This window comes from Sulfitobacter sp. M13, from assembly GCF_053474885.1.
On the sequence record NZ_CM130281.1, the window covers coordinates 3,197,286 to 3,215,730 of the forward strand.

At 57.0% G+C, this 18,445-nt stretch carries 21 protein-coding genes; 9 read left to right on the forward strand and 12 right to left on the reverse strand.

Annotated elements, in window-relative coordinates; translation table 11 throughout:
- Positions 1 to 8: 8 nt before the first annotated feature.
- From def (ACVBAU_RS15465) to def (ACVBAU_RS15475), 3 genes are read right to left on the reverse strand one after another with little or no spacing between them, the layout of a single operon-like run.
- Positions 9 to 506 (reverse strand): peptide deformylase, encoded by a 498-nt coding sequence (gene def, locus ACVBAU_RS15465; protein WP_448327050.1) that lies wholly within the window; start codon positions 504 to 506, stop codon positions 9 to 11.
- Positions 503 to 970, reverse strand: coding sequence for a peptide deformylase (gene def, locus ACVBAU_RS15470; protein WP_448327051.1), 468 nt, complete (start codon positions 968 to 970; stop codon positions 503 to 505). The genes def (ACVBAU_RS15465) and def (ACVBAU_RS15470) overlap by 4 nt, the downstream gene beginning before the upstream one ends.
- Positions 967 to 1,485: a peptide deformylase gene (def, locus tag ACVBAU_RS15475; protein ID WP_448327053.1), complete on the reverse strand. Its 519-nt coding sequence runs from the start codon at positions 1,483 to 1,485 to the stop codon at positions 967 to 969. Before def (ACVBAU_RS15475) ends, def (ACVBAU_RS15470) begins: the two co-directional genes overlap by 4 nt.
- Positions 1,486 to 1,584: 99 nt before the next feature.
- On the opposite strand from def (ACVBAU_RS15475), the gene ACVBAU_RS15480 reads away from it, so the two are divergent.
- A complete protein-coding gene (locus ACVBAU_RS15480) occupies positions 1,585 to 2,754 on the forward strand; it encodes a MalY/PatB family protein (RefSeq protein ID WP_448327055.1) in 1,170 nt (389 codons plus the stop codon).
- A gap of 2 nt (positions 2,755 to 2,756) precedes the next feature.
- On the opposite strand, the gene ACVBAU_RS15485 is transcribed toward ACVBAU_RS15480, so the two are convergent.
- Positions 2,757 to 3,116 (reverse strand): hypothetical protein, encoded by a 360-nt coding sequence (locus ACVBAU_RS15485; RefSeq protein WP_138925240.1) that lies wholly within the window; start codon positions 3,114 to 3,116, stop codon positions 2,757 to 2,759.
- A gap of 173 nt (positions 3,117 to 3,289) precedes the next feature.
- On the opposite strand from ACVBAU_RS15485, the gene ACVBAU_RS15490 reads away from it, so the two are divergent.
- Positions 3,290 to 4,264: a glutathione S-transferase family protein gene (locus tag ACVBAU_RS15490; RefSeq protein ID WP_448327058.1), complete on the forward strand. Its 975-nt coding sequence runs from the start codon at positions 3,290 to 3,292 to the stop codon at positions 4,262 to 4,264.
- Between the two features lie 19 nt (positions 4,265 to 4,283).
- On the opposite strand, the gene smc is transcribed toward ACVBAU_RS15490, so the two are convergent.
- A complete protein-coding gene (gene smc / locus ACVBAU_RS15495; protein WP_448327060.1) occupies positions 4,284 to 7,739 on the reverse strand; it encodes a chromosome segregation protein SMC in 3,456 nt (1,151 codons plus the stop codon).
- Between the two features lie 606 nt (positions 7,740 to 8,345).
- On the opposite strand from smc, the gene ACVBAU_RS15500 reads away from it, so the two are divergent.
- On the forward strand, positions 8,346 to 9,119 hold the full coding sequence (locus tag ACVBAU_RS15500; RefSeq protein ID WP_448327062.1) for an FCD domain-containing protein: 774 nt from the start codon (positions 8,346 to 8,348) through the stop codon (positions 9,117 to 9,119).
- Positions 9,120 to 9,174: 55 nt separating this feature from the next.
- Here the strand turns inward: ACVBAU_RS15500 and ACVBAU_RS15505 are convergent, their stop codons facing one another.
- From ACVBAU_RS15505 to ACVBAU_RS15525, 5 genes are all read right to left on the reverse strand, one after another.
- Positions 9,175 to 9,735 carry a F0F1 ATP synthase subunit B gene (locus tag ACVBAU_RS15505; protein ID WP_335744482.1) on the reverse strand — a complete coding sequence of 187 codons (561 nt, stop codon included), beginning with the start codon at positions 9,733 to 9,735 and terminating at the stop codon, positions 9,175 to 9,177.
- 3 nt (positions 9,736 to 9,738) lie between these two features.
- A complete protein-coding gene (locus tag ACVBAU_RS15510) occupies positions 9,739 to 10,290 on the reverse strand; it encodes a F0F1 ATP synthase subunit B' (protein WP_448327063.1) in 552 nt (183 codons plus the stop codon).
- An 86-nt stretch (positions 10,291 to 10,376) separates the two neighbouring features.
- Positions 10,377 to 10,613, reverse strand: a complete 237-nt coding sequence (locus ACVBAU_RS15515; RefSeq protein ID WP_005849971.1) for a F0F1 ATP synthase subunit C — start codon at positions 10,611 to 10,613, stop codon at positions 10,377 to 10,379.
- 61 nt (positions 10,614 to 10,674) lie between these two features.
- Positions 10,675 to 11,433 (reverse strand): F0F1 ATP synthase subunit A, encoded by a 759-nt coding sequence (locus ACVBAU_RS15520; RefSeq protein WP_093731714.1) that lies wholly within the window; start codon positions 11,431 to 11,433, stop codon positions 10,675 to 10,677.
- A gap of 1 nt (position 11,434) precedes the next feature.
- Positions 11,435 to 11,764 (reverse strand): AtpZ/AtpI family protein, encoded by a 330-nt coding sequence (locus ACVBAU_RS15525; protein WP_138925017.1) that lies wholly within the window; start codon positions 11,762 to 11,764, stop codon positions 11,435 to 11,437.
- Between the two features lie 252 nt (positions 11,765 to 12,016).
- On the opposite strand from ACVBAU_RS15525, the gene ACVBAU_RS15530 reads away from it, so the two are divergent.
- Positions 12,017 to 12,388 (forward strand): ArsR/SmtB family transcription factor, encoded by a 372-nt coding sequence (locus tag ACVBAU_RS15530; RefSeq protein ID WP_138925016.1) that lies wholly within the window; start codon positions 12,017 to 12,019, stop codon positions 12,386 to 12,388.
- 215 nt (positions 12,389 to 12,603) lie between these two features.
- Here the strand turns inward: ACVBAU_RS15530 and ACVBAU_RS15535 are convergent, their stop codons facing one another.
- On the reverse strand, positions 12,604 to 13,494 hold the full coding sequence (locus tag ACVBAU_RS15535) for a DMT family transporter (RefSeq protein WP_448327067.1): 891 nt from the start codon (positions 13,492 to 13,494) through the stop codon (positions 12,604 to 12,606).
- On the reverse strand, positions 13,494 to 14,369 hold the full coding sequence (locus ACVBAU_RS15540) for a LysR family transcriptional regulator (RefSeq protein WP_448327069.1): 876 nt from the start codon (positions 14,367 to 14,369) through the stop codon (positions 13,494 to 13,496). The genes ACVBAU_RS15535 and ACVBAU_RS15540 overlap by 1 nt, the downstream gene beginning before the upstream one ends.
- Positions 14,370 to 14,492: 123 nt before the next feature.
- Here ACVBAU_RS15540 and ACVBAU_RS15545 point away from each other — a divergent pair, with 123 nt between their 5' ends.
- The 5 genes from ACVBAU_RS15545 (at position 14,493) to rimM (ending at position 18,442) form a co-directional block, all read left to right on the forward strand.
- Positions 14,493 to 15,074 carry an FMN-dependent NADH-azoreductase gene (locus tag ACVBAU_RS15545; protein WP_138925013.1) on the forward strand — a complete coding sequence of 194 codons (582 nt, stop codon included), beginning with the start codon at positions 14,493 to 14,495 and terminating at the stop codon, positions 15,072 to 15,074.
- Between the two features lie 202 nt (positions 15,075 to 15,276).
- Positions 15,277 to 16,773 (forward strand): signal recognition particle protein, encoded by a 1,497-nt coding sequence (gene ffh, locus ACVBAU_RS15550; protein ID WP_448327071.1) that lies wholly within the window; start codon positions 15,277 to 15,279, stop codon positions 16,771 to 16,773.
- A gap of 91 nt (positions 16,774 to 16,864) precedes the next feature.
- The gene (locus tag ACVBAU_RS15555; RefSeq protein ID WP_093731708.1) at positions 16,865 to 17,161 is read left to right on the forward strand and encodes a chorismate mutase; all 297 of its coding nucleotides are present in this window, start codon (positions 16,865 to 16,867) and stop codon (positions 17,159 to 17,161) included.
- A 47-nt stretch (positions 17,162 to 17,208) separates the two neighbouring features.
- Positions 17,209 to 17,595, forward strand: a complete 387-nt coding sequence (gene rpsP, locus ACVBAU_RS15560) for a 30S ribosomal protein S16 (RefSeq protein WP_138925010.1) — start codon at positions 17,209 to 17,211, stop codon at positions 17,593 to 17,595.
- A 325-nt stretch (positions 17,596 to 17,920) separates the two neighbouring features.
- Positions 17,921 to 18,442, forward strand: coding sequence for a ribosome maturation factor RimM (gene rimM, locus ACVBAU_RS15565; RefSeq protein ID WP_138925009.1), 522 nt, complete (start codon positions 17,921 to 17,923; stop codon positions 18,440 to 18,442).
- The last annotated feature ends 3 nt before the right edge of the window (positions 18,443 to 18,445 follow it).

Below are 18,445 nucleotides of genomic sequence, written 5' to 3' on the forward strand. Positions count from 1 at the left end.
AAAGGTGACTAAATCTTGAATTTTCGAGCTTTGCGAAGCAGGATATCTCGGCGCGTTTTACTCAGATTGTCGAAAAACATCTTACCGGCGAGGTGATCAATTTGATGCTGCACGCTGGTCGCTTCCAAGCCGACAAAGTCACGGGTCACTGTATCGCCTTGTTCGTTCAGATACTGCACCTTAACCCCGCGCGGACGGCGAACTTTCGCAGAGATCCCGGGTAGATTCGGGCTCGCTTCATCGTATTCATTCATGATCGCGGAGGCCTCGATCACAACTGGGTTCGCCAATCTGATCCGCCTGTCCCGCCCCTTCGAGGCATCCACAACAGCCACCTGTAACGCCACCCCGATCTGAGTCGCGGCCAAGCCGACGCCGGGCATCGCATCCATCGTGTCGATCATATCGTCCCACAATGTCCGGATTTCATCATTTATTTCGGTCACTTGCGCGGCGGGAGCCCGCAGACAGGCATGGGGCCACGGGATGATGCGACGAACGGTCATTGGTTTTTCTCCTGCTCTACCCGATCATATATGACGACCCCATCAAGATGGTCATATTCATGCTGCACAATCACGGCCTCAGCCCCGGCAAAATCTCGTTCGTGGGTGCCATTCGCATCTGTCCACCGCAAGGTTACCTGTGTCGCACGGGGGATATTCATCGGCACGCCAGGGATGGACAAGCACCCCTCCTCGCCGATAGCGCGGGTGTCAGACAGCCTTAGAATCTGCGGGTTGATACATACCACGGGCGTAGGCGTGCCCGTTTTCCAGCCCACATCGAACACGAAAATACGCTCGGTCCGGCCAACTTGGGGCGCGGCCAAACCGCGACCGGGGGCGGCATACATCGTCTCGAGCATATCGGCGATCAACCGATCTATTTCAGGCGAACGCGTTTCAACTGCATCGCAAACCGTTGTCAGAAGTACATCGGGCCATGTGACGATTTCCAGCACGCTCATTCGCGCGCCAACTCTCGTTTCAACTTGGTCATTTTGCGGGTAATCATCTGACGTCGCATCGGCTTGAGGTAATCGATAAAAAGCTTGCCGTCCAAATGATCGATTTCGTGCTGCACGCAGGTCGCCCAAAGCTTGGTGAAGGTCTCTGTTCGCTCATTCCCGTCGGCATCGACCCACCGCACATCTACATCAGCCGGGCGCGTCACATCAGCAAAGTGCTCAGGTATCGACAAACACCCTTCTTCGTAGGTGTTAAGCTCGTCCGATGAGGCAATGATTTCAGGGTTGAACATTACCAACGGACGCGGCGTTTCGCCCTCTTCCTTGACACAATCCATGACGATCAGACGGTTCATCACCCCGATTTGGGGTGCCGCAAGACCAATCCCTGGCGCATCATACATCGTTGCAAGCATATCATCGGCCAAGCTGCGCAGATCCTCCGTCATATTGGTCACGGGGGCGCATGGTTTTTTAAGCCGAGGATCAGGGTGTAATAAAATATTGCGTACCATTTAGATGATTTAGGCCAACACATACGCCGCTGCAACCTCGGGCCTTGCGGTCCGGTCGATTAGGTTTAGCGTGACGGCCAAATCTGACAGGAGAACCCCATGAGCTTTGACGAAATCATCGACCGGCGTGGCACCCATTGCGCGAAATGGGACAAGATGGAGCCGACCTATGGCGTCCCCGCAGATACCGGAATCGCGATGTGGGTTGCCGATATGGATTTCCGTCCGCCGCAGGTGGTTCAAACCGCGCTGCAAGATATGTTGGATCATGGCGTCTATGGCTACTTCGGCGACGACAGCAAATATCTGGGCGCTATCCAGTGGTGGATGGAGAACCGCCATGGCTGGAAAATCGCAACAGAGTGGATCTTCACCACCCACGGATTGGTAAACGGGACGGCAATGTGCGTTGATGCCTTCACCAAACCAGGGGACGGCGTGGTTCTTTTCACGCCCATCTACCATGCATTTGCGCGGGTGATCTCGGCCGCGGGTCGGCAGGTTGTAGAATGCGAAATGGCGTTGGAAGGCGGCCAATACACATTGGACTTCGATGCCTATGACGCGCAAATGACCGGCAATGAAACGATGCTGGTTTTTTGTTCCCCCCATAATCCGGGGGGCCGTGTATGGTCAAAATCCGAGCTGGAGGACGTCGCTGCATTTGCCAAACGCCATGACCTCATCCTCGTCTCAGATGAAATCCACCATGATCTTGTGATGCCCGGACATACGCACACCGCAATGGCGCTGATCGACGGGGTGGCAGATCGGCTGGTCATGATGACCGCGACGACGAAAACCTTCAACATTGCAGGTTGCCATTCTGGCAACATCATTATCCCCGACCTGAAGTTGCGCGAAATCTTTGCCCAACGTGTCGCTGCGATGGGGCTGTCGCCGAATTCCTTTGGCCTTGTTATGGCCACCGCAGCCTATTCTCCAGAAGGCGCGGCGTGGGTCGATAATTTGGTCAGTTATCTTGACGGCAATCGGCAGATTTTCGACGCCGCTATTCAGAGCATTCCAGGACTGCAATCAATGTCGCTGCACTCAACCTACCTTGCCTGGGTCGATTTCAGCGGGACCGGTATGGATAGGTCTGAATTCACCCAGCGGGTAGAAAAGTCGGCAGAGATCGCAGCGAACCATGGGCCCACTTTTGGCAAGGGCGGCGAAAACTTCCTTCGGTTCAACATCGCCACACCGCGCGCCCGCGTAGAGGAAGCCTGCGATCGTTTACGCGACGCGTTTAAAGACCTGCAGTAGGATCAGTGAGGTGCGTCGGCGGCAATCAACCCCGCCGGTGCATCCCCCGCCCGTTCGAAATCCAGCGCAGCTGTCTTTGCAACGCGCGTTGCTCGCTTGAAATCAAAGATCATCTCGTCGCCCTCTTGCGCGACAGCAACGATGAGGCACTGACACAGATGTGCAGCCCCATCATACAGGTCCACGCGCCCACGTAGCTGCGGTGCGGTTGCTGTCTCCAGCGAGAACCCTGTGTCCCAATACCGCAGAACCTTGTGCTGCGCCCCATCTGCCTCAACATGCAAATGAGATGACTTTCGCATGCTATCTAATCGTGCGGCGTCCAGTCCTGCCTGGATATTTTTTGGCAACATCGCTTCCACAGCATATTCCCCTCTGTGCTGACTAATACCGAGCGTGACGTATAGCGATTTAAAATCAAGAGATTCCTTCAATGTAGCCTCGGTGCGCTGCTGCAGCCCCCCTGTGCTCGAACCGCTATAGCCATCCGCTGGCATAGACTTACCTTGACCATAAATATGTAAAGGAATTGTGTATGGGACTGCTGATCGACGGAGAATGGCACGACAAATGGTATGATACTGACGCCACCGGAGGACAATTCGAGCGTTCGGCATCCAAATTTCGCAACTGGGTGACGGCTGATGGCAGCGCAGGCCCTTCCGGAAAGTCAGACTTTCCCGCCCAGTCGGGACGCTACCACCTGTACGTTAGCTATGCCTGCCCGTGGGCACACCGCACATTGATTTTCCGCGCGCTCAAAGGGCTTACACCCCACATAGGCGTTTCAGTGGTACATCCAGATATGCTGCAAGACGGATGGACTTTTGCAACAGACTTCGAAGGTGCTACCGGCGACACCCTCACGGGCGAAAGCTACTTGCGTGGCATTTATATCAAAGCTGATCCACATTTCTCGGGCCGTGTGACGGTGCCTGTGCTTTGGGACAAGGAACGAAACACTATCGTCTCGAACGAATCGGCTGAAATCATCCTTATGCTTAACAATGCCTTTGACCACATAGTCGGCGATACGGAAGATTATTCGCCGGCATATCTGCACGCGCAGATCGGCCAAGTGAACCAACGCGTCTACGACACTGTGAATAATGGTGTCTACAAGGCGGGATTTGCAACGACCCAAGAAGCCTACGACAATGCAGTTCACCGTCTATTTGACAGTCTGGACTGGCTAGAGGGTATTCTCAGTCATAATCGCTTCCTGATCGGCAATACCCTAACCGAGGCAGACTGGCGTCTATTTACAACGCTTGTACGTTTTGACCTCGTCTACCACACGCATTTTAAGTGCAATCACAAGCGCTTGACTGACTACCCGAACCTTTGGGCCTATACCCGTCAGCTGTATCAACACGCTGGTGTAGCGGAAACCGTTCACTTTGATCACATCGTCCGGCACTACTACTACAGCCAGAAAACGGTGAACCCCCATCAGATCATACCAATTAACCCGACAGTCGATTTTAATATGCCTCACGGGCGTGATTGAACAACGGATCCGTACGGCGCTAGGCGACCAGGGTCTCTGCTTTCTTTAGGTCAACAGAGACCAGTTGGCTGACACCCTGTTCCGCCATAGTAACGCCAAATAGGCGATCCATCCGCGCCATCGTCACGGCATGATGCGTGATGATCAGGAACCGCGTGTCGGTCTGTCTGCACATTTCATCCAAGAGGTCGCAAAACCGCGAAACATTCGCATCATCTAAGGGGGCGTCAACTTCATCCAAAACGCAGATTGGGGCAGGATTCGCGAGAAAGACCGCAAATATCAGCGCCAATGCGGTTAGGGTTTGCTCCCCTCCCGACAATAGGCTGAGCGTACTCAGTTTTTTTCCCGGAGGCTGGCACATGATCTCTAGTCCGGCGTCTAAGGGGTCGTCAGATTCGACCATCACCAGATTGGCTTCTCCGCCGTTAAAGAGGTGTTTAAAAAGCATAGAAAAGTTGCTGTTCACCTGTTCAAAGGCAGTGAGCAATCTTTCTCTCCCCTCCTTGTTCAAGCTCGCGATGCCGCTACGCAGCGTCCGGATCGCCTCCATAAGATCGGCCTTTTCGTCGATCAAGGTATCGTGCTCAGCTTTCACATTCTTAACGTCTTCTTCAGCACGCAGGTTCACGGCACCCAATGCCTCTCGCTGGCCCTTTAAAAGGCTCAACTGACTTTCGAGTGCCCCAATCTCAGACGCATCATCCGAGCCCAGATCAAGGGATGCCAAAAGCGTTTCTGGCGTCATATCGCGTTCATCATCGATGCGCTCAGCTGCAAGTGTAGCTGTCTCCTTCGCTGAATCTGCCCGCGCTTCAGATCTTGCTCTGGCTTCCCGTGCCTCCGACGCCTGCCGTTCGGCGTCGCGTTCCGCCACGGTTGCTTCACGCAAAGCCGCATCACCATTAGAAAGCTGCCGCGCGGCGGCAACTTTGCGCACCTCGGCAGCAGTTATATCGACGGTTAGCTTTTCGCGCTCCGCTGCGATCCTCCCAGGTGCAAAACTAGCTTCAGAAAGCTCCTGTTCAGACGACGCTTTTCGCTCAGCAAGCTCCGCGCCGCGTTTACCCGCGGTGCCCAGGCGATGCCGCCAGCCGCTCAACTCGTTCTCGACATCTTGACTGCGCTTAAGCCGCGCGGTGCCATCACGACGTAATTCATCCAACGCAGAGCGATGCGAGATCATGGCAATACGTGCGCCCTCAACAGTCTCGCGCAGCGTTTCCACGCCCGCGCGGGCGGATGCCACGTCCTCAAGCGCCGCAAGCGCATTTTCAGCCTCGGTCACCAACCGACGCCCCTCAGTGGCCTCCGCTTCGTGTCGCACCACGGCCAAGCCCAAACTTTCTAGCCGGCTTTGGGCCAAACTAAGGTCTGCCTCGGCCCGACTTAGCGCACGGCTGGCATCGGCGACCGCCTTGTCTGCGTCGCGGCGAAAGGCACGGGCGTTCCTATCAGCCTCCGCCTGGGTAAGAAGAAGCTTTTGCAATGTTTCATGTGCATCACGCGCCCCCTCTGCGCGCTGAGTCGCCTGCTCCAAGCCCTGCTTTAATACTTCCAACCTGTTAATTTGCTGTAACCGTAGGGCCGAGGCAGAAGGCGCATCTTCTGCCCACGCCCGAAATCCATCCCATCGCCACAGATCTCCCTCAAGAGATACAAGCCGTTGGCCCGGCTGAAGAAAATGTTGCAATCTCGAACCATCATCGGCATCGACCAATCCGACTTGGCTCATTCGCCTATCTAAAACATCTGGCACCGAAACATGCGCCGTCAACGGCGTGATCCCCTCGGGCAGAGGCTGAACCGCGGAATAAGGCGGCAAGAACGCCCATCCTGACGGCCCGTCCGGATCCACATCTGGCGCGCGCAAATCGTCAGCCAACGCGGCGCCGAGCGCTTTCTCAAAGCCGTGCTCAACCTGCAAGCGATCTAAGATCTGCCCGCCCTCGGCCGTGTCCCGTTCAACTAATTTAGCGAGCGCGCCAGCCTCCGCACTGATCGCATTCAATTCACCTTCAGCTTGCGACCGTTCCGCACGCGCATCTGCCTCGCGGCTCTGAGTGACAGCGCTTTCTTCTTCCGCCTTCATCAAGGCTTCCTCTGCGGCGGCGGATGCGCCATGGGCCTGAGCTTCAGCAGCTTTGGCCGCGTCGAAATCTGCGTTCGCTTTCTCGACTGCAGCGCCGCTTTGTTGCACTGCGTTACGCGCTTTGGATGCTTCTACCTCGGCTTTTATAAGGGTTCCACGATAGTCATTGAGAAGCCGTTCTGCAGAACTGTGGCGCGCCACCAAGCGGGCGACATCTTCGGTCAACTCAGACAATTCGGCTTCCCGCGCCTCCAAGACGCATTCCGCCTCTTGCGCCGCATCTTCCGCATTCGCGACGGCGGCTTCATGCCCTTCACCAGCCTTGTCCAGTTCGCACCCTTCCCGCTCCAATCGAGAAATCGTCTCTTCAGCATCGCGGTTCAGCTCTTTTTCTCGGTCGAGATCGCGGGACAACTGGGCAATGCGTTTCGTAAGCGTATCGATAGCGGCATGGGCGCGGTTTTCTTGATCGCTCAATGCATCTCGCTGCGCTCCTAACCGCTGAAGGACGGCGACTGCGATCGCTTCTTCTTCGTGCAAGGACGGGAGAGCTTCTTCGAGCTCCTGACGCGCAGCAGCAGCTTGCCGCACCGCCCCTTCCGCGTCAAACGCGACGGCCATCTGTGCCCTCAGACCTTCTGCCGCGACGAGCCTCGCGTCTTCTGCAGCACGCCAGCGACGATATAGCAGGACCCCCTCGGTGCGACGCAGCGTTTGGCCGATGTCCCGATACCGAGCCGCTTGGCGTGCTTGGCGCGTCAACTGCGCAAGCTGGTTGGCCAGTTGGTCAATCACGTCATCGACTCGTGCAAGGTTCGTTTCCGTGCCATTCAACTTAAGCTCGGCCTCGTGCCGGCGGGCATAAAGCCCCGAGATTCCGGCGGCTTCTTCCAGAATGCGACGCCGGCTTTTGGGTTTGGCATTGATAAGTTCGGAGATCTGACCTTGTCGCACCAAAGCGGGGGAGTGGGCCCCAGTCGATGCATCAGCGAAAAGCATTTGAACATCGCGAGCGCGCACGTCCTTGCCCGCCGCCTTATACGCGCTCCCGACATCACGGGTGATCCGTCGGATAATCTCGATACTGTCGCCGTCGTTGAAGCCAGCGGGGGCCAAACGGTCGGAGTTATCGATGTGCAAAGCGACTTCGGCAAAGTTTTTGGCAGGACGCGAAGATGCACCAGCAAAAATCACGTCCTCCATCCCGCCGCCCCGCATCGCGGTCGGACGGTTTTCCCCCATCACCCACCGCAACGCTTCGAGAAGGTTGGATTTACCACAGCCATTGGGGCCGACCACGCCGGTCAGACCATCCGTGATGATCAAATCTGTAGGGTCTACAAAGCTTTTAAAGCCCGTCAGCCTGAGTTTAGAAAACCGCAATGTTCGTGCCCGCCTGATTCTTTTGGACAGTCAGAATTGCGGGTCATTGCCTATGCTGTCAACGTAACGCCGCTAGGTAGAGCGGGAAGCAGCCACTTTATCCACAAGATATTGTAAACTGACCTATCTCATCGCCTCCTCCCGCTTCAAAACCAATGTTCTGGCCATTCACACCTAGGCGCAGTTCAATTTCCCTATCGCAACGGCTTGGTCCCCCACCACATGTACAACCTTGCAGCCGCTCGCCTGTGCCATGGCCCGCCCGGCACGATCGCGGATCGGGCCGAACCTAGGGGCGTATTCCATATTAATGCGTATGGCCTCAGCTTGAGCACCCTTTACCCGTACGTCGAATACAGATCCATCCACGATGACCTGTTGGACTGGCAGGCCGCTAAAGCCTGCGCTTGGCATGTTGCAACCAGCGGCAAAGAGCATCACCAAGCTGCAAATTAGGACGGGCAGAAAACGCATATCTGTCAACATAGCAACACTCTGCGCGATAAATGCTAATCGACCGTTAAAGCGCCCGTTGGTCTTCAAAAATAATTACATTGCTGCCCCATGCCGCTGGTCATATAATTTGACCAATCCAAGGAAACGCCAATGCCTTTTCACCCTGTCGCCTCTGAAAAACTATCCGCCGCCGTCGTCCGGCAGGTTGAACAGCTGATCCTCCGCGGCATTCTCCGCCCTGGCGAAAGGCTGCCCGCCGAACGCGAACTGGCCGAGCGGCTTGCCGTGTCACGCCCCTCACTGCGAGATGCGATTGCCCAACTTCAGGCCAGCGGATTGTTAGCTGCAAAACCCGGCGCAGGGGTCTATGTTGCCGATGTCCTGGGCAGTGCTTTTTCACCCGCGCTGACAGAGCTTTTCGCGCGTCACGATGAGGCGGTTTTCGATTATCTATCGTTCCGTCGTGACATGGAGGGGCTGGCTGCCGAACGGGCAGCCCGGCTGGCCTCTAACACGGATTTGGGCGTGATCCAAGCGGTTTTTGACAAGATGGAAGCCGCACACCACAAGCGCAACGCCGACGACGAGGCCCAGCTTGATGCACAGTTTCACATGGCAATTATCGAGGCGAGCCATAACGTCATCATGCTTCATATGATGCGGTCGATGTACGATCTGCTACGTGGTGGCGTGTTCTATAACCGTGAAGTTATGTTCAAACAGCGCACCACGCGCACCGCCCTGCTGGACCAGCACCGCGCCATTAACAATGCACTACAGTCGCGCGATCCGGCTGCGGCGCAGGCAGCCGTAGAGACGCATCTGACCTTTGTCGAAAACGCGTTGAGGGAACATCAGAAGGCGGAACGCAATGAAGACGTCGCCCGCCAGCGGCTGCAACACGAGACGATGACAAAACCCTGAAACGTAAAAAGGCCCCGGATGATACCGAGGCCTTTTAGAATAAGTCCGTTAAAACTTAGTGAAGCTTTGCATCGACTTCGGCGATTGCGCTGTCGATCAACGCGTTGCCTTCGGCGGCGGTCATCTTCTTGGCGATGACATCCTTGGCAGCGGCGATGGCCACAACGATCGCTTGATCGCGCACTTCCTTGACGGCAGCGGCCTGAGCGGAGACGATTTGCTCTTCGGCTGCAGTCAAACGGCGCGTGATGGATTTCTCCAGATCGGCACGGGCCTGATCCGCAGCTTCGGTTGCTTCGGCTTTGGCCGACGTCACGATACGGTCCGCTTGCTCTTTCACTTCTTGCTGCTTGCGCTCGTAGCTAGCGAGAAGCGTTTGCGCCTCTTCACGCAGCGCACGGGCTTCATCCAGCTCGGATTTGATGCCTACGGCACGATTGTCCAGCATGCTGCCGATCATCTTGGGCACTTTGAAATACATCAAAACGCCAACGAAAAGAATGAAGGCAAGCAGAACGATAAAATCGGTATTGCTTAGCGAAAAGAACACGTCACCAGCTGCAAATGCAGGGGACGCGACCAGACCGGCGATGAGGGCTGAGAAGGTCAAACGCATGGCTTATCCTTTCATCCGGGCATCGACAGCCGCGGAAATAGTTGTCGCGTCAGCACTGCCACCAAGGGCGGCGATGATCGCCGCGGCTGTGTCTTTTGCAACGGCTTCAACGTTCTCCATCGCGGAGGCGCGGATTTCGCTGATGGCTTTTTCAGACTCGGCGGACTTTGCTGCGATCTCCGCGTCTGCATTGGCAATCGCTTTGTCGAGGTCGGCTTGAATGTCTGCTTTCGCCGCGATGATGATCTGCTGTGCTTCTGCACGGGCGTCGATCAGCGCTTTGTCGTAAGCGGCCTCTGCCTCCGTCGCTTTGACCTTCAGGTCTTCGGCGGCGGCGATATCATTTGTGATTGTGCCCTGGCGTTCCGCCAGAACAGCGCCGATGCGTGGCAGGGCAACGCGCGACAGAATAAAGTAAATTGCGACCAGGGCGACGATAAGCCAGAAAATCTGGTTGCCGAACCAATCAATGCAAAGCTGTGGCATACCAATGGCGCTGCCAAATTCGTTGACGCATGCGCCAGCGATTTCCGTAGTAATCGGTTCCGTCGCCATAGCGGGCTCCTGTCAATGCGTGGAAATCTTTCGGGCAGCGCGCATCTGCGCACTGCCCGAAGCGTAAGGACTTAGGTGTCTTAAGCTTAGACAGCGAACATCAGCAGCAGAGCGACGAGGAACGAGAAGATCCCCAGAGCTTCTGCAAAGGCGATGCCGATGAACAGAGTTGCTGTTTGACCAGCAGCAGCAGATGGGTTGCGCAGAGCGCCAGCCAAGTAGTTGCCTGCAACGTTGCCCACACCGATGGCTGCGCCACCCATGCCGAATGCTGTCAGACCTGCGCCAATGAATTGGCCCATTTGTGCGAGTTCGCCTTCCATGTCATTTCTCCTTACAATGGAATTGAGGTGATTGGTCAGGCAGGAAGACCCTGCTCTGGTGTTAGTGGTGCGGGTGCAATGCGTCTTTCAGATAAACGCATGTGAGGATCGCGAAAACATAGGCCTGGATGAAGGAAACCAGCACCTCAAGGCCATACATCGCCGTGATCGCAAGAACTGAGAAAGGGGCGATTGCAGCAAGTGCAGCAAAGCCCGCGAAAACCTTGATCACGGCGTGACCCGCCATCATGTTACCCGCAAGACGGATAGAGTGGCTGACCGGACGTACAAAGTACGAGATCAGCTCGATCACGGCCAGAACCGGACGCAGTGCCAGTGGCGCGCTACTGACCCAGAACAGGCTCAGGAAGGACGCGCCGTTCTTGACGAAACCCAGAATGGTCACACCAAAGAATACGGCAAACGCCATCACAGCGGTGACAGAGATATGCGACGTAGGCGTAAAGGCCATCGGCAGCAGACCAAGGAAGTTCGAGAATACGATAAACATGAACAGTGTCATGATGTAGGGGAAGTATTTCACCCCTTCTTTACCGCAGATGTCTTCAACCATCTTGTAGATGAAGCCATACGCAAGCTCGGCCACAGACTGCATGCGCGACGGGATCACCGACCGTTTGGACGTGCCCAAAACCAGCAGCGCAAAGATCGCCAGAACAGCAATTGCCATCCAGACTGTTGCGTTGGTGATCGTGTACCAGGATACAGCGCCTTCGCCAAAGAATGGCTTAACGATGAACTGATCCATCGGGTGAAAAGCCAAACCGCCTGTTTCTTCGCCGTGTGCTTCTGCCGCCATGTCAGGGCCCTTTTTCTTCATCGGCCACATCGGCCATCTTCTTTTCCTGGATTTCCTGCGCAGAGCGGAGCATCGTCTTTACCCCTGCCGCAAGGCCCAGCATTACAAACAGCACCATGAAAATCGGGAGCGTTCCTAAGAACCAATCCAACGAATATCCGATGCCAAAACCGATCCCAAGACCGGCGCAAAGTTCGATCACCATCCGCCAGGCCAGCGATGCCTGAGAATAATGTTCATCCACCCGGGGTTTTGGTGCGTGCGCCCGCTTGGCTGCTTCGATCTTTGCCTCAAGCTGCTTTAGCCGCTGCTGTTGGTCTGGATCGGTCACGCCAAAATCCCTGTTGGATGTGTTGCGCAGTAGCTACTTTCACACCGCCACAGAGTCAACTCTGATCGCAAGACATCTATCTATCTGAAAACGCTAGCAAATGTGTGGGATGGATCGCCTGAATCACGGTCAAAGCAGGGCTAGCTCTTGCAAATTGATCCTGCAATCACATTCAACCTTTTGGTTAAGCGTGGTTTCCGCTACCTCTAGGAAGCCGCACTTACCTGCCCTGCAAGGACATCTATAAACGCCGTGCCCCAACCGCCTGCCGCCCAGCTTGATGCGATCTTTTCCGCGCTCGCCGACCCAACGCGGCGCGCGATTTTGTCGATGCTGCTCGAAGACGATATGGCGGTGACAGACGTGGCCGAACCGTTCGACGTGTCGCTTGCCGCGATCTCGAAACACCTGTCGGTTCTCGAACGGGCGGGGCTAATTGCGCAGGAAAAGCGCGGCCGACTTAAATGGTGCAAGCTCGAACCTGCAGCGCTAAAAACCCCATCCGTCTGGATGCAGGGCTTTGGCCAATACGAGCCTATCAATCTTGATGATTTTGAAAGATTTCTGGCCGCAGAGATAAAAGAGATGTCACCAGATGCGGCACAGGATGATCAGGGGACTTAGGCAGCGCAGTAGGTTGTTGGCCCTCCTGCGACGAGGTTTTACACAGAAGGGCCAAACTTGATGATGTTAGATGACGCCGAACGCAAAGCGCAGGATCGCCAAAACAACAACAATCAAACCAATAAGATAAATAATGCTACGCATTAGAATAGTCCCTTCATAAGCTTTATGTGATGCTAACGCGGGATAGGTCAGATCGGTTCCCGTGATTGTGATCAAACCTGTTTGGTGTCGTCACGCAGCAGCAGATACAGGGCTACGATCGTCAGCCCCACGCCCCCCAGAATAAGCGGCCGCGGCGCGCCATTGCCTAATGCGATCTCCCATAGGATCACCCAACTGGGCGTTAGATAGGTATAGGCCATGACCTTGGCCGACGGCAGCCGCAGGGTCGCAAATTGCAGCAACACGAAGGTAGCAGAAGAGGCCGCGACCGCGACATATATGATCGTGATCCACACGATGGCGGGCAGCGCAATCCAGTCGGTCCCCAGCACATCGCGCCAACCGTAGACAAACAACAGCCCGCCCCCGGCAATCAGCGTGCCCAAGGTGAACACAACCGCCGGCTCCCCGCGGTTCAGTTTACGAACCATCGGCGTATAAAGCGCATGACAGATGACCCCGACGAAATAGACCGCCTCGCCATAGCCTATCTCGAACCGGCGCAGGGCCGCGAAATCCGCGCGAAAGATCACCCAAAGCGCACCAACCGCTCCGATCGTCAGGGCCAACGCCATACGTGCCGTCGTGACCTGACGCAGCAGCAGCCAGCCAAACCCCGCAGCGATCACCGGCGTCAACGTAAACACAGCTGCCGCACTGACCGGGCGCGCCGTCTTCAGCCCCTCGAACATCAGCACAAAATAGACAGCGAACAGGCCGCCAAGCACCAGATAGCGCCAAGGGGCCTGCGTTGCCCCTTTGGGCACGCCTGTCGTCGCGGCCACAGCCACCGCAATCACCATACCCGCGATAACGAACCGCGCAGCGTTCAGCGCCGTAGGCGAGATCAGATTGGCCGACAGCGCCCCCAGTGAAAATGACCCCGCCACCAAGGCCGAGAATACCAGCATCGCCAGATGCCCCTGCATATCAGGCCGCATCACATTTCCTTCTTTACCGCTTTTTTCAGAAAAGACAGCAACGCCTGTACCTTCGGCGTGCGGTGCAGATCAACATGGGTCACCAGCCACAACGTCGAATCCCACTCGGGCAGATGCGGGTGCACTTCGACCAGATCAGGGTCGGCGCGACCTTCCGTCAGCTCGATGAACCCGATCCCCGCGCCCTCACGCACCGCCACCCGCAGCCCGCCCGCATCAAGCCCGCGAAACGAGATCGCTTGTGCAGGCACCATATCGCGCATCCACTTAAAGAACGGTGCACGCATCTGCGCGTTGTCATGCCCGACAAACCGGTGGTTGCCATAGTCATCAGGGGCCGAAGGCATCCCATGCGCAGCGATATAGCTCTTATGGGCGAACAGCCCCATCTGCAGCATATGAAACGGCTGTACCACATTATCTGGCTGCTCCGGCACCTGTCCGGCACGGATCGCGATATGGGCTTCACCGTACTCCAGCCGGAACAGACGCTCTCCGGTCAGAAACCGCACGGTCACATCCGGGTTCTTCTTCTGGAACGCGACCAACAGCGGCGTCATCCAGCTCGACAGTTCCATCAGCGACGTGACAACCAACTCGCCCGACACCGCCTCCCCGCGCCCCTTGATCCGGCTCGCCAACTGGCTGAACTGATCGTCGGTGGCCGCGGCCACACGCAGCAGGTCTTCGCCCGCCTCGGTCGTCTTGTACCCGCGCGCATGACGCTGGAACAGCTTGACGGCAAGCCGGCGTTCCAGCGCATCGACGTGGCGGATTACGGTGGCGTGATGCACGCCCAACACCTCGGCCGCGCCGCTGACGGTCCCCATACGCGCCACCTGATAGGCCGTTCTAATTTCGTCCCAGTTATCCATCCACAGCCCCTTACCCCCGCGCCTGTGCATTATTGAACACATCACCTGCATTTTCACCAGTTGCGTTCGCACAAGCAAGGGTCATGTAGAGGTCAGAAAGCAAACACGAAAGGATATCCTCCCATGTCTATCTTGCGTATCGACTCCTCCGCCAGCACCACCAGCTCTGTGACCCGTAGTCTTACCGACCGGATCATCGCACAACTGGGCGACACTGATGTAACCGTGCGCGATCTCGCCCGTGAACCCCTGCCCCAGATCACGGAAACATGGGCCATCGCCCGCGCTACACCTGAGTCCGACCGCTCCCCCGAGCAAAGCGAAGCGCTGGTTGAGTCCGACAAGCTTGTTGCCGAACTGCTGGCCGCCGACACCATCGTCATTGGCGCGCCCATCTATAACTTTAGCGTGCCCGCGTCGCTTAAGGCTTGGATCGATCTCGTCGCCCGCGTCGGCGTCACCTTCCGATACACCGAAGCCGGCCCCGAAGGCCTGGTCAAAGGCAAGCGCGTCATCGTCGCGATGGCCTCCGGCGGCGTCCCTGCCGGCTCCGAGGCCGACTTCAACACTGGCTACCTCAAGGCAGTACTGGGCTTTATGGGCATGACCGATGTCACCATCGTCGCCGCCGACGCGCTGGCCACCGATGCCGAAGCCACCATCGCCCGCGCCAATGAAGCGGTCGACGCGCTCAAGGCAGCCTGACCCTCGGGACGCGCGGCGGGTTGACTCAATCCCGCCGCTCGCCTAAACGGTCCGCAATCTCCGGAAGCATCATGTCTTCCGGTCTCTGGCGCGGCCAGAGATCGCCCCCCACCAGCGTGTTACGCCCGTGGGGGCATTTGCGTATTTAACGCGGGCATCCTATTTCAAGGGAACCGCAACCGATCGAAGGGGGCCATGGCCCATGTTTGAGAATCTTTCTGAACGTCTCTCTGGCGTCTTTGACCGTCTGACCAAACAGGGTGCCCTCTCCGAAGAGGATGTGAAAACCGCCCTACGCGAAGTCCGCGTCGCCCTGCTTGAAGCCGACGTATCCCTGACTGTCGCCCGCGATTTCGTCAAAGCCGTGCAAGACAGGGCCACAGGTCAGGCGGTCACCAAATCGATCACCCCCGGCCAGCAGGTCGTCAAGATTGTCCACGACGCGCTGATCGACACGCTGAAAGGCGAAGGCGAACCGGGCGCGCTGAAGATCGACAATGCGCCTGCGCCGATCCTGATGGTCGGCCTGCAAGGCTCCGGTAAAACCACCACCACGGCCAAGCTTGCCAAACGCCTGAAAGACCGCGACGGCAAGCGCGTGCTGATGGCCTCGCTTGACGTCAACCGCCCCGCCGCGATGGAACAGCTGGCGATCCTCGGCGTGCAGATCGGCGTCGATACCCTGCCGATCGTCAAAGGCGAAAACCCCGTCCAGATCGCGAAACGCGCGAAAACGCAGGCATCCATGGGCGGCTATGACGTCTATATGCTTGATACCGCGGGCCGCTTGTCGATCGACGAAGAGCTGATGCAACAGGTCGAAGCGGTACGCGATGTCGCCAACCCGCGTGAAACCCTGCTGGTTGTCGACGGCCTGACCGGTCAAGACGCCGTACAAACTGCCGAAAACTTTAACGACCGCATTGGCATTTCCGGCGTCGTGCTGACCCGCATGGACGGCGACGGCCGCGGCGGTGCGGCCCTGTCCATGCGGGCGGTCACTGGCAAACCCATCAAGTTCGTCGGTCTCGGCGAAAAGATGGATGCGCTGGAAACGTTTGAGCCAGAACGCATCGCGGGCCGTATCCTAGGCATGGGTGACATCGTCGCCCTAGTCGAGAAGGCGCAAGAAACCATCGAGGCCGAACAAGCCGAAAAGATGATGAAGCGCATGGCCAAGGGTCAGTTCAATATGAACGACCTGAAAATGCAGCTCGAACAGATGCTCAAAATGGGCGGGATGCAGGGCATGATGGGCATGATGCCCGGCATGGGCAAAATGGCCAAACAGGTGGAAGACGCGGGTTTTGACGACAAGATCCTCAAGCGCCAGATCGCCCTGATCCAGTCGATGACCAAGAAAGAGCGCGCCAACCCGGCCCTCCTTCAAGCCAGCCGTAAAAAACGCATCGCTAAAGGCGCGGGCATGGAAGTGTCCGAACTGAACAAACTCATGAAGATGCACCGCCAGATGGGCGACATGATGAAAAAGATGGGCAAAATGGGCAAAGGTGGCATGCTCAAACAAGCGATGAAGGGCATGATGGGCAAAGGCGGCATGCCCGGTGGCATGGATCCGTCCCAGATGGACCCCAAAGCGCTGGAAGCAGCAGCCAAACAGATGGGCGGCAAACTGCCCGGCGGCATGGGTGGCGCTGGTCTGCCCGGCAGCCTCTCCGGCTTCGGGAAAAAGAAATGATCCGCACTTCATTTTGCCAGATAAACTCCCGCCGGAGGCACCTGAACGTGCAACACGCCCTGCCCTTTGCCGTTAAAAAAGGAGCCGCCGCATGACCGATCCCGTCACCCGCGCTGCAGAGGTTCTCAAAGAGCACCGCGCGTCCATCGACCGTCTGGATGCGATCCTGGTTTACACTTTGGGCGAGCGGTTCAAACACACTCAGGCTGTGGGGAAACTCAAAGCCGAACACGACCTTCCCCCCTCTGATCCGGACCGCGAAGCGAACCAGATCAAGCGGCTCGAAGATTTGGCGAAAGAGGCTGACCTCGATCCCGAATTCGCCAAGAAGTTTCTGAACTTCATCATCGCTGAAGTCATTCAGCACCACAAACAACAGCAATCATAGGTCCGGGTGCGTCCCTGACCTCAGTACCAACCTAAAGGAAACTACTCATGTCCATGAAAATTCGTCTCGCCCGTGGCGGTTCTAAAAAGCGCCCTTTTTACCGCATCGTTGCAGCTGACAGCCGCATGCCACGCGATGGCCGCTTCATCGAAAAGCTGGGCACATACAACCCGCTGCTGGCGAAAGACAGCGAAGAGCGCGTAAAAATGGACGTCGAGCGCGTTCAATACTGGATCGGCCAGGGCGCACAGCCAACGGACCGCGTTGCACGTATGCTTGAAGCTGCCGGCGTGAAAGACAAGACCGAGCGGAACAACCCCAAGAAGGGTACCCCCGGCAAGAAAGCGCAAGAGCGCGTTGAAGAAAAAGCAGCCAAGGCCACTGCAGCTGCCGAAGCCGCTGCTGCTCCTGCAGAAGACGCAGCCGAAGAATAATCGGCTTTCTCTCGGCGCGGCTCAGCTCGCGCCGAGAGATTCAGGTACATGCGACAGCCCGCATCTTTGCGCGTTCAGCCTGTCCGATGTACGTGCTACATAAACGATACGTCCCGCCGGAACGGCCTGCGACCTTTTGGCCTTTGCGGCCTGCCTTTGGACCAGAATGAAAGCTGACAATGTTTCGTCTTCTTCGCCTTCTTCTTATCCTCGGAATCGGCGCTGCCATTGGCATCTGGTTTGAACGCAACCAGATGCAGTCGGAATGCCGCGCGGGCGAAGGTCAGTGGACCGGTACAATTTGCTTAAACTCGGAGCTTTTGCAGTGAGCGATAAAATTTCAGTGGGCGCGATCTCTGGCTCATATGGTGTCCGCGGAGAGCTGCGGATAAAGAGCTACTGCGCTGTGCCAGAAGACATCGAAAACTACAGCCCGCTATCCAGCGAAGACGGCACCCGCAGCTACAATCTCGCGCTGGTCCGCCCTGTTAAAAACGGCTTTGTCGCCCGCATCACCGATGTCACGTCCAAAGAAGAGGCAGACGCCCTGCGCGGCACCATTCTGTTTGCGCAGCGCGATCAACTGCCTTCGCTGCCCGACGATGAATTCTATCACACCGACCTCATCGGGCTAGAGGTCTATGACACCGGCGGCACGCTGATCGGCAAGGTCAAGACGGTCCAGAACCACGGCGCTGACGATTTGCTTGAAACGCAACTCGCGGGCAGTTCGCAAACGGTTTTCCTCCCCTTCACCAAGGCTGCGGTCCCCACTGTCGATCTGGCGTCGGGTCGCATGATCGCGGACCCGCCCGAGGGCATCCTGCCCGATGAAAAAGACGCTTAGGTC